Source organism: Daeguia caeni, assembly GCF_042653845.1.
Taxonomy (GTDB): Bacteria; Pseudomonadota; Alphaproteobacteria; order Rhizobiales; family Rhizobiaceae; genus Brucella; species Brucella caeni.
In genome coordinates, this window is record NZ_JBHSEL010000095.1 from 1 (window position 1) to 8296 (window position 8296).

Sequence of the window (8296 nt, forward strand, 5' to 3'; positions counted from 1 at the left end):
ATATTAATAACAGGTTTCTCCTCATCCTGCTATGAGTTTCCCGAGGTGGAGAAGGTTGTCTTTCAGGCCCATCCCCTCCGCCAATTCCCCGTTTCCCCCTGTCCCTCCCCGCCCCACTTTGTGACCCCTAACTATTGATTTTCCGGGCTTTTCACGGAAGATCAGTTTCACCTTGTTTCAGCGCGACCCTCCAAAGCACGTGTCTGAAATTAGGAACGGAATTAGGAACGGGGTTGGGAACATGGGCGGAAGGAAGCTTCACAAATTGACGGCGCGGACAGTAGAAAGCGCCAAAGAAGGAAGGCACGCCGATGGCGGCGGGCTTTATCTAAACGTCGCGCCGACGCGCAAGTCATGGGTCTTTGTCTACGTGCGAAACGGCCGCCGCCGTGAGATGGGCTTCGGCCCGGTCGCATCCGTGTCACTGGCAGAGGCGCGGCGCAAGGCAGAGGAAGCGCGTAGGCAGCTGGCGGACGGCATCGACCCGCTCGATGCGAAGCGCGAGGTCGAGCGCGAGAAGCGGACCCCGACCTTCGGCGAGTGGGCAGACGAGTTCATTGCCAGCATGGAACCGTCCTGGCGGAACCCTAAGCATCGCGATCAATGGAAGATGACGTTGAGCCGGGTTCGTGATGATGACGGCAAGCTGGTCCGCTCCGGCTACTGCCTTCCGATCATCAACAAGCGCGTCGATGAGGTCACGACGGAGGACGTGCTGACGATCCTCAAGCCAATCTGGTCGACGAAGAACGAGACGGCCTCCCGCGTCCGTTCACGGATTGAGGCGGTGCTTGATGCAGCCAAGGCAGCAGGCCATCGCGACGGGCCAAACCCTGCCTTATGGCGCGGGCATCTTGCGCTGCTTCTGCCACCGCGAAAGAAGCTCCATCGCGGGCATCATCCGGCGATGGATTACCGCGACGTTCCGGCCTTCGTCGCGAAGCTTCGCGAGGCGAAGGGTGTAGGTGCGATGGCGCTCGAATTTCTTATCCTGACCGCCGCCCGGAGCGGCAAAGTCCGGGGCGCAACTTGGGCTGAGATCAACATTGCGGAAAAGCTATGGACGGTGCCGGCGGACCGGATGAAGGCGAACCGCGTTCATCGCGTGCCGCTGACCGGCCGGGCGCTCGCGATCTTGGAGCAGGCGGCGCTTTTGCGCCGGCCTGCCGCCGGTGATGATAGCGAGGCGCTTTTGTTTCCATCCGCAAGGGTCGGCCGGCCGCTTTCGGACATGACGCTGACGGCCGCCATGCGCCGGCTCGGGGCCGGCGACTATACGGCCCACGGCTTTAGGTCCAGCTTCCGCGACTGGGCGGGAGACTGCACGGCATTTCCGCGCGAGGTCGCCGAGGCGGCACTGGCGCACCGATCTGGCGATAAGGTCGAGCAGGCTTACCGGCGCTCTGATGCTTTGGAAAAGCGCAAGAAGTTGATGGAGGCGTGGGACGAGTATCTCGCCAGACCGGCAGGCGGGAACGTGGTGCCGATCCGCCAACGGAAGGCAACGTCGACAGGCTGACAGTCCCTGACCGACTATCTATCAAAAGCGCGCTCAACTCGGCGCGCTTCTTGTTTTTCCAAATATAGATTTCCATTTTTCCAAATTCACTCTCGTAGTTCTCTTCCAATTATGAGAATAGACGCGATAAAATTGCGCGCCTCCCTATTGCAAATCGCGCCAATTTGGCTTTATAGTTAGGGCATCGGCCTAGCCGAATGAAGAAAAGCTGAAACGACCACCGGCGCGCTTGTCGCGTCAAAGCGAAACTTCATTCGGAGGCAGGACATGGCCGACATTACTTCTCTGGAAAATCAGAATAAGGGCACAACTGCGCCCGGCGTTCAGCGGCTCGCGTACACTCTGGAAGACGCGGGCGAGCTTTTGGGCGGTCTCTCGCGAAATAGCTTCTATCGGCTGAACGCTGCTGGAAAGCTTCGGCTGATCAAGGTGGGCGGCCGCACGCTCGTTCCTCATTCTGAAATTGTGCGACTGCTTGGCGGCGATGGGGAAGCTGCGTGATGGCTCGCATAGACCACGCTCGCGCGAACGCGGCCGAAAGGATGCGCAGACAGGGCACCGATTGCATCGCCGACATGGGCATTCCCGGCGGCCTTCAGCCGCCCCGGCCTCGGCAGTCGAAAGCCGCCCTGCGCGCCGAAATAGAAGCGGCTACGGCAAAGATCACCCGGATCATTCGCTGCGGCGGCTGCGGTCACTCGGCCAGCGTAGTCGTCCCGGCTTCAAAGCTCCGCGCTCGGTTCAAGTGCAGCAAGTGCGGCGAGGTGGCGAAATGAGCGCTCCGGTTGTCTCTGTCCTGCCAATCACGCATACGCGCCGCGCCTATCTCGACCGGGAGGCACTGCGCATCGCGGCAGGCACTAAGGGCGCGACCTTCAAATCAGTGGCGTGGTTCGTTTACTCGTCTGCCCGGAACTCTGGCGCTTCGGAGGAAGCCGCGCAGCGCGAGGTCGCGCGCGCTATAGACTGGATCGAGGCGAGGCTTCGTCAGATCGAAGCGCTTCGGTCCTCGCCGCCTCCATTCGATAGGAGTGGATCGTGCGCGAAAGGGTAATGACCCCGGAAACTGCCTTCATCGAGAACGGTCACCTCGTCCTACGTGATCGCAATGGCATCGCTCGCTGGACGACAAATCCGGCGGATGGCGACGCGAACCGCGAAGCCAATCGAGGCTTCGACATAAATCGCCACCGCCTGCACCATATAGAGAAGCTGATCCTCCACCGCTACGGTGGCCCGGTCGATACCGATGATGCGCCTGCATATTTGTCGGTGGCCTTTAACGCTATCGCGATGTCGCGGAGGCTTCGCGGTTGGAAGCAATCGGCTGGACCGTTGCTTGCCTGGGCGCGGCAATGGACCCCACTGGCCGATCCTGCCGAGGTCGCGGCGCTCGCTACGAAAGTTACAGCGTCACCCCGAAAGCTGACTGGCAGAACCGTTGGCAAGCTGGTGCGGCTTACCCGATCCGAATGGGAAGCGCTCGACATTAAGACGATTGATCCCTTCGACCTTCCTCCGAAGCGGGTCGCCGAAATGAAGGCGGATCGCAAGCGGCAGCGCGACAGGGAAGCGGTCAATGCCGCCCGCCGCAAGAACGGCGTGCGGGCGATGGAAGATATTCAGTCGAATTCAATTCGAGCATTCTGCGAGCGTAATCGCCTATCCGAACGGACCTTTCGCTACAACGCGGGGAAGGGCGAAGCGAACCTCCTTAAGTGGCTGGCGAAAAAGGGCATTACCGGAAAGTTGCCGCAGGGTGTCGCAACATTAGAGAGAGCCTCAACTCTTATATCGCGACATGGAGCGGCAACATTTCAATCGAGCCGCGAACCGCTTTCTCCAAAGATCAATTCTTCGCCTCGGCGGGCCGCCCCAAAGCGGCCCCGCCGGAAGCTGGAACCTGTCAAAAAGGAGACCGCCATGCCGTCGAACGTGATCGATTTTGCGCCAATCCTCGCCGACCCCGCCCGTCGCGAGAAGCTGGCTCGACTGTTCAACGTCGTCGCCAACTCCTTCAGCAAGTCGGAGCCGAAGGCGGCCAACCGGGCAGGGTAGCGAAGCGGATACCAGCGCGGGGGCGTATCCCCCGCGACCCCCCGCCGGCCTCGCGGCCGGACCGGCGATGGGGGATGGGGAAGCCCAGAGCAATTTATGCAGGAGGCGAAAATGATCAAATGAGGAAAAGCAGTTGAGTAGTTGACCGCCGCTCGCCGGAACCGAGCGGCAGCCGAGAGGATCAAGCCAAATGGCACACGTATTTTTTGCAATCCAGCACCTTCGCTTCCTGACGGTGCAGTTTTTCCAAAACCGCGCGGCGGCGCTCAACGCCGGCCGCGCCAAACCAGAGCCGAGCAAATGAGAGAAATGACCGAGGAAAGGAGACGAAAATGAACCTGACATATTCACCTGATGCTGTCCGCATTGCCCGTGGTCATCCACTGGCGGCTGACGAAATTTTTTTAGCCGGCATCGAGGCCGGCATGCGCGAACTCGGCCGCACGGCAGATGACGATGAGCTTCGCGAATTCGCCGCAGATTGGCGCGTGAACTTTCTCGCCGGTCAACGCGAAGAACGCGAGCGATGGCGTCAAATTCTCGAAGCCCCGGCGGCACAGCTTCACCCGAAAGCCGCAATCCATCTAGCTGCGAATACCGACCTCGACGCGAAGGAGGCGCTCGACGCGCTGACCCTCATTGCCGGCTCAGGCCGGCCCAATTGACCAGCCGACGAAAGGAGCAAAAAACCATGTCGGAAAATATGACCATTGCGGAAGCCCGCGCCGCTGAGCGCGAGCGGATCAAAGCGATCCTTTGCGATCCCGTAGCGCAGGACCGCCGGCAGGCGGCCGAGGCTCTGGCGTTCGGATCGAGCATGGATGCGGCCGAAGCAGTCAGCCTGTTAGCAACCCTCGAAGTCGGCGCGCCAAAGGCCGCTGTACCCGGGATGCGTTCCGCCGACGCTCCGGGCGGTCTGATCGCCTTCGACCCCGAAACGGGCGAGCAGGTGCCGGGAATTGTCAGCAGCGATCCAACGCCGCTCCGCAATCCCGATCCGATCAAGGCGATGTGGAAGGAAACTATCGCCGGCATCAACCGCGAGACAGGCGGAGCGACCGCCGCGAAATGACGACCCGGCGGCGGGCCGCAAAGCCCGCCGTCGCCATGACGGAGGCACACATGACCGTCCACGAAACCAGCATCGACGTTTGGCCGCCCGAGGATATCGACCTGAACGATCCGCGATGGGTGACAGTGAAGGAGGCCGCGCACATTGCGCGGGTTGACGAGAAGACGGTGCGGCGGTGGGCGCGGGAGCGCCCCGTCGCCGTGTGGACGCCCGGCGGAAAATGTTGGATTGATCGCCGTCGTCTGTTCTCTGCCGAGCCACCTGAAACGCCGAATTTGTCCGGAAATGTCCACTCCGAAGCACCGCCCCTGCCGGGTATCCTTCACTGCGAATGAGGAGCTTCGTCATGGACTTCCGCGAAAATATTCTTGCTATCCTGCCCCCCGAAAGCCGGGCAAAGCTTGAAAGCTTGCTCATCGAGCGCAACGCTGCCCGCGCCGCGTACCGCGCCGCCAGCGATGCCGAAATGCATGCCCGGCAGGAGTTTGGGCGTGCCGAAGGCGCGGCGCGCCAGCGCCTTGCCATGCCGGGCGGTATCGAACTCGACATGCACCCTGCCGCCGCATTGGCGCGGCCGACCAAGGCGCAGGAGCGCGAACGTTCCGAAACTGAAGCGCGGCTGATGGCCCCCGTTGACGCCGCAAAGCGCCGCCTCGACCTTGCGGTCGCTGCCCGCGACAAGGCGGCAGAGCGGCAGAAAAGTTTCGCGTTCCTCGAAAACGTTGCTGCCTGGCTGAACCGTGCCGCCAGCTTCGGCGGAATGCGCCTCAAGCACCACGCGCCTGCCGCGCCGAAGGTCCGCGATCCTCGGGCAGAAATTCAGAAGCTGCGCAGCGAGCTTAAAGCGCTTGATGAGGCATGGCTGGCCGCAGAGAACGCGCCCGCGCCTGTTGCCGAACTCAAGTCTCGCTTCCTGACAGAGCTAGACGCGATAGCCGCGAAGGGCGCGCCAAAGGTCAATCATGCGGCTCGCGCCGGCAGCCCGGTCAACCTCGCCGCCGCCCTGCGCATCGGGCAAATGCCGGTCGCCCTTGCCGACGGGGGTACGCACTTTTCCTTGGTCGGTGATGGCGGCGCTTCGTTTTTCACGTGGCTGATGCGCGACGAAATCGCCGCGAAGATCGGCGCGATGATCGACGCCGCGCCGGCCGAGGGCGCGCTGACCGACGACGAGCGGGACGCCGAGTTCAGCCGTATCAGCACCCGCCGGCTCGAAATCGAGCGGGCCGAGGAAGCCCTCATCGTCGCCGCCGAGCAGGAAGGCCGCGCTATCCAGCGCCGCCGTGACGCCGATCCGCGCGCAATCCTTGAGGTCGCGGAAAGTTAACCCGCATCTCCGTCGCGGGGCTCGCGGCGCGGTCTTGGCTGTTTCCTGCGCCGCTCACCTAGGCGGCCGGCGTTCGCGCCGGTCGCCAACCCGACGCAGAGAGGATGCAGAACATCAAATACCCACAAAGCCCGATAGAAGGCCCGAGGACGCGCGTTTGTCTTTCGGGGCTACTTGGTATCTGGAAGCGTCAAACGCGCGCCAGCGGGCGCGAGAGGCGGCAAAGCGGGCGCGCGGATAGGTACCTTTCCGGCGGGCCGTCGAATGCGGGGCCGCCGCCGCCCGAAATTTGCGTGTTTTTCGGCGTTTAATTTTTCGACTTCCGTTTCCCTTTCTGAGGATCAAAATGGTGAACAATCAACAGGCTCAGACCGAGGCGGGAATGGTGACGGCAGGACAGGCAGCGCGCCTCCTGATGCTAACGCCGCGACGCCTTCGCCAACTTGCCGAGGCCGGTCATATTCCGTCAGCCGTGAGGGGCCGCTATCCCCTTGCCAGTGTGGTTCGCGGATACCTGCAATTCCTTCGCGAGCGCGTCGAGCGCATCAGCAGCAATCCCGGCGCTGACCTTGCTTCGGCGCGTGAGCGTGAAATCCGGCTCCGACTTGCTCAACGTGAGGCGCAGCTTGTCGATACCGTTGATGTTGAAGCCTTCCACAAGTTTTCTTCTAGCCTCTATCGCCGCGAACTGGATGGCCTCGGCAAGGCCGTCAGTTCCGATCCCATCGTTGCCGGCCAGATCGATGCCGCGCTCACCGCCGCGCTGGACCGCTTTGACAAGCGCTTTGCCGAAGCGCTGCCTAAACTTAAGCGCAGCGACGATCCGCTAGCGTGACGTCTGCTGGACACAAAAGCGGCCCGATGGGACAGGATTTCGGCCCTTTGGGACACGAAAACGCGTCTGTGGGACAAAATTCGGGGGCCTTGGGACAATCGCCAACCTGTTCTATGCTTCGTTATATGGGGTGGGCTTTCTTCTTCTTTGCGCTGGTTGCTGGGGCCGGCGTTTCGATTGGCGCTGCCGCTGCCGGTGATGCGCGGATTATCGGCACAGCAAGCGTGACGGACGGTGATACCTTAACCATCGGCCCCGTTCGCATCCGCCTGCATGGTATCGACGCGCCGGAAGCCGGGCAGACCTGCAAGCGTGCCAATGGACGATCATGGCAATGCGGGACGGAAGCGACGAACCGCCTTGCCGAGCTTGTCGAGGGCCGCGAAGTCGAATGCAAGGCATTGGACCGCGATGCTTACGGCCGCATCGTAGCGACCTGCACGGCCGGTGGCATCGACGTGAACGCCGCTCTTGTCGACGAAGGTCTCGCGTGGGCCTTCGTCCGCTATTCCAGCGATTTCGTTGACCGCGAGGCGGCTGCCAAAGCCGCCCGCCTCGGTATCTGGCAAGGCGAGGCGCAAGCGCCGTGGGAGTATCGCGAAAACCGATGGGACCGCGCCGCTGCCGCTGCACCGCGTGCTAATTGTCCAATCAAAGGCAACATCAACCGCGAAGGCGAAAAGATATACCACACGCCATGGTCGCCTCATTACGACCGAACACAGATCGATGAGGACGAAGGCGAGCGGTGGTTCTGCGACGAAGCCGAGGCGCAAGCCGCCGGCTGGCGACCTGCAAGGTGGAGGTAAGGTTTCCGTGCGACTGGATTACGACCACATCCGAGAGCTTTTGCTCCGTGTCGAGGAAGAAATCGACAAGCCGAGAGCGGAGGTAAGGTTTAGCGAGACGGCAAACTTCAAAGACTTCTACCATGCAGATCAGTTAGTTCGCGCAGGCTTTCTTCGCGCGATAGACGTAACGACGATGAGCGGCGGCGGCTACATCGTTCTCGACTTGACCTTTGAAGGTCATCAACTGCTCAACAAGATGCGGAACGACACGATTTGGCAAAAGACTAAATCGAAAATCGCGGAAGTCGGTGGAGCAGTGCCGTTGCGAATTCTCGAAAAGCTTCTCGATCATGGTTGGGACAATCTGCCTCTTTAAGGCCCTTGACATGCGCCGGATTTACGGGAGGGCTTTGGAGCTGACGGCACGATCATCCGCGATGAGGTCTACGGAGTTAAGCAGGCAGGCGGCCACGGTGATGGCCGGGCCGCCGATTAGCCGAGGCCCACAACATCCAGCGGATCGACCAGCCTTTCGACTTCCTTCGCAGAGATAGCTTTGCGAACGATGAGCGCCGCAAGCTCGCCCGGCTCGCGGTCTGATCGGCCCCCATGGACGGGTCCAATTTGATTGTTAGTGCAATGATGGTCGTGGCGCCAGCGCGGGCGGCATCGCTGGTTGGGGTTGCAGGGCCGC

At 61.7% G+C, this 8296-nt stretch carries 12 protein-coding genes; 11 read left to right on the top strand and 1 reads right to left on the bottom strand.

Features of this window, described 5'->3' with window-relative positions; translation table 11 throughout:
- The first annotated feature begins 241 nt into the window (after window positions 1-241).
- The 11 genes from ACFO1V_RS09900 (at window position 242) to ACFO1V_RS09950 (ending at window position 7978) form a co-directional block, all read left to right on the top strand.
- Window positions 242-1519 (top strand): tyrosine-type recombinase/integrase, encoded by a 1278-nt coding sequence (locus tag ACFO1V_RS09900; RefSeq protein ID WP_374834296.1) that lies wholly within the window; start codon window positions 242-244, stop codon window positions 1517-1519.
- A 267-nt stretch (window positions 1520-1786) separates the two neighbouring features.
- Window positions 1787-2020, top strand: coding sequence for a helix-turn-helix domain-containing protein (locus ACFO1V_RS09905; RefSeq protein ID WP_374834298.1), 234 nt, complete (start codon window positions 1787-1789; stop codon window positions 2018-2020).
- Window positions 2021-2291: 271 nt separating this feature from the next.
- Entirely contained in the window at window positions 2292-2573 is a 282-nt protein-coding gene (locus tag ACFO1V_RS09910) for a hypothetical protein (protein ID WP_374834300.1), read from the top strand.
- Window positions 2558-3577 (top strand): hypothetical protein, encoded by a 1020-nt coding sequence (locus ACFO1V_RS09915; protein ID WP_374834302.1) that lies wholly within the window; start codon window positions 2558-2560, stop codon window positions 3575-3577. Before ACFO1V_RS09910 ends, ACFO1V_RS09915 begins: the two co-directional genes overlap by 16 nt.
- Before the next feature lie 332 nt (window positions 3578-3909).
- Window positions 3910-4242 carry a hypothetical protein gene (locus tag ACFO1V_RS09920; protein ID WP_374834304.1) on the top strand — a complete coding sequence of 111 codons (333 nt, stop codon included), beginning with the start codon at window positions 3910-3912 and terminating at the stop codon, window positions 4240-4242.
- Between the two features lie 26 nt (window positions 4243-4268).
- Entirely contained in the window at window positions 4269-4649 is a 381-nt protein-coding gene (locus ACFO1V_RS09925; RefSeq protein WP_374834306.1) for a hypothetical protein, read from the top strand.
- 50 nt (window positions 4650-4699) lie between these two features.
- A complete protein-coding gene (locus ACFO1V_RS09930) occupies window positions 4700-4984 on the top strand; it encodes a helix-turn-helix domain-containing protein (RefSeq protein ID WP_374834308.1) in 285 nt (94 codons plus the stop codon).
- An 11-nt stretch (window positions 4985-4995) separates the two neighbouring features.
- On the top strand, window positions 4996-5976 hold the full coding sequence (locus ACFO1V_RS09935) for a hypothetical protein (protein ID WP_374834310.1): 981 nt from the start codon (window positions 4996-4998) through the stop codon (window positions 5974-5976).
- Window positions 5977-6322: 346 nt separating this feature from the next.
- Window positions 6323-6811, top strand: a complete 489-nt coding sequence (locus ACFO1V_RS09940; protein ID WP_374834312.1) for a hypothetical protein — start codon at window positions 6323-6325, stop codon at window positions 6809-6811.
- A gap of 113 nt (window positions 6812-6924) precedes the next feature.
- Window positions 6925-7620 carry a thermonuclease family protein gene (locus ACFO1V_RS09945; RefSeq protein ID WP_374834314.1) on the top strand — a complete coding sequence of 232 codons (696 nt, stop codon included), beginning with the start codon at window positions 6925-6927 and terminating at the stop codon, window positions 7618-7620.
- 7 nt (window positions 7621-7627) lie between these two features.
- The gene (locus tag ACFO1V_RS09950) at window positions 7628-7978 is read left to right on the top strand and encodes a DUF2513 domain-containing protein (protein ID WP_374834316.1); all 351 of its coding nucleotides are present in this window, start codon (window positions 7628-7630) and stop codon (window positions 7976-7978) included.
- A gap of 116 nt (window positions 7979-8094) precedes the next feature.
- On the opposite strand, the gene ACFO1V_RS09955 is transcribed toward ACFO1V_RS09950, so the two are convergent.
- Window positions 8095-8296, bottom strand: a 202-nt coding sequence (locus tag ACFO1V_RS09955; RefSeq protein ID WP_380075096.1) for a hypothetical protein, incomplete at its 5' end; no start/stop codon positions are given.